A 1591-nucleotide genomic window follows, 5' to 3' on the forward strand; every position below is an offset into this window, starting at 1 on the left:
GGTGCGCCAACTGCGGATTCTCGCATCGCAGTTCCGTGTCCTTCGGACAGGAACGCTCTCCGAAATCCGCCCCGACAACATGTACCAACCGTTAGGCACAAGCTTGAAAAAGAAGACAACATCACACAAAAACATAACCAACGGTGAATTAATTCATCAAATGTTGTATCTTTGAAATAAAAAATATGTATTCAAGATACTTAAGTGATTTAATAAAAAAACGAATTGGTTCAGGGAAAGCCATAATCGTAATTGGTCCAAGACAAGTTGGTAAGACAACTTTGATTGAATCAATTCTTGGAAACGAAAATTATCTCCTTCTTGATGGTGATGACCCAAAAACTAGAACTTTACTGACTGAACCTAACACGGAACAAATTAGGACAATTCTTGGAAAATATAAATTCGTGTTTATTGATGAGGCTCAAAGAATTGAAGGAATCGGTCTGACAATGAAAATAATAACCGACCGGTTTAAAGACGTCCAACTATTTGCAAGTGGTTCATCTTCGTTTGACTTGACTAATAAAATCAATGAACCATTAACAGGAAGAAAATGGGAATACCAGTTGTTTCCTATTTCCTGGGAAGAGTATGAAAACCACCATGGATTTTTGTATTCTGAACAGCAATTAGAAAATCGTCTTTTATATGGACTTTATCCGGATGTACTAAACAATGTCGGGGACGAAATTAATATCCTACGCAACTTAGTTAACAGCTATTTATACAGAGATATTCTTTCATATTCAGATATACGAAAACCAGAAATACTAGATAAACTAGTGCAAGCTCTAGCACTTCAAGTTGGAAGTGAAGTAAATTATTCTGAATTGGCTCAAATCGTGAATGTTGACAAAAATACAATCAGTAAATACATCGACATTTTACAAAAAGGATACATAGTTTTTAAGCTAGGCAGTTTCAGTCGAAATGTTCGAAATGAAATCAAAACAAGTAAGAAAATCTATTTCTATGACAATGGAATTCGAAATATGATAATCGGAAATTTTGACCCAATTAATTTGAGAATGGATAAAGGCGCTCTTTGGGAGAACTTCCTGATTTCAGAGCGAATAAAACAAATTGAATATAAGCAAAGTCTGGCACGAACATATTTTTGGAGGACAAAACAACAACAGGAAGTTGATTTTGTAGAGGACAATGGTGGTAAAATAACAGGATTTGAATTTAAGTGGATAAATAAAAAAAATGCAAAATTACCAAAGACATTTACAGAATCTTACAATGCGGAAAGTATGGTAGTTGACAAAGAAAATTTTAGAGAATTTGTAAAAATAAATTAAAAGCCAGTGCCTAACAAAAGCTATATGTAATGCGGGGTTCAGCGGGTAAATCAACCGCAGTTCTTCGTAGCTGGCAACGCCAATTCGTTTTTGACGATTTGGCTTAAAAACTAAAATATGAATAAACGAATTGGCTCAGTGGCAACCTGACAGTGAAGTGTTTCAAAGTCCCGCACTCCACATAGCCAAACCGTTATGCACCAATTTGAAAACCTTCGAGAATGAATAAGAAAAAAGAAACAGAAACTAAAAAACAACATTTTGTTCCAAGGACTTATCTAAAG

The 1591-nt window shown here is 34.9% G+C and carries 1 protein-coding gene; it reads left to right on the forward strand.

All coding sequences use genetic code 11. From position 1 onward, the window contains the following. Nucleotides 1-185 precede the first annotated feature (185 nt). Nucleotides 186-1307, forward strand: a complete 1122-nt coding sequence (locus tag K5G00_RS29275) for an ATP-binding protein (RefSeq protein WP_238770158.1) — start codon at nt 186-188, stop codon at nt 1305-1307. Nucleotides 1308-1591 lie beyond the last annotated feature (284 nt).

Source organism: Maribellus maritimus, from assembly GCF_022267315.1.
GTDB lineage: Bacteria > Bacteroidota > Bacteroidia > Bacteroidales > Prolixibacteraceae > Draconibacterium > Draconibacterium maritimum.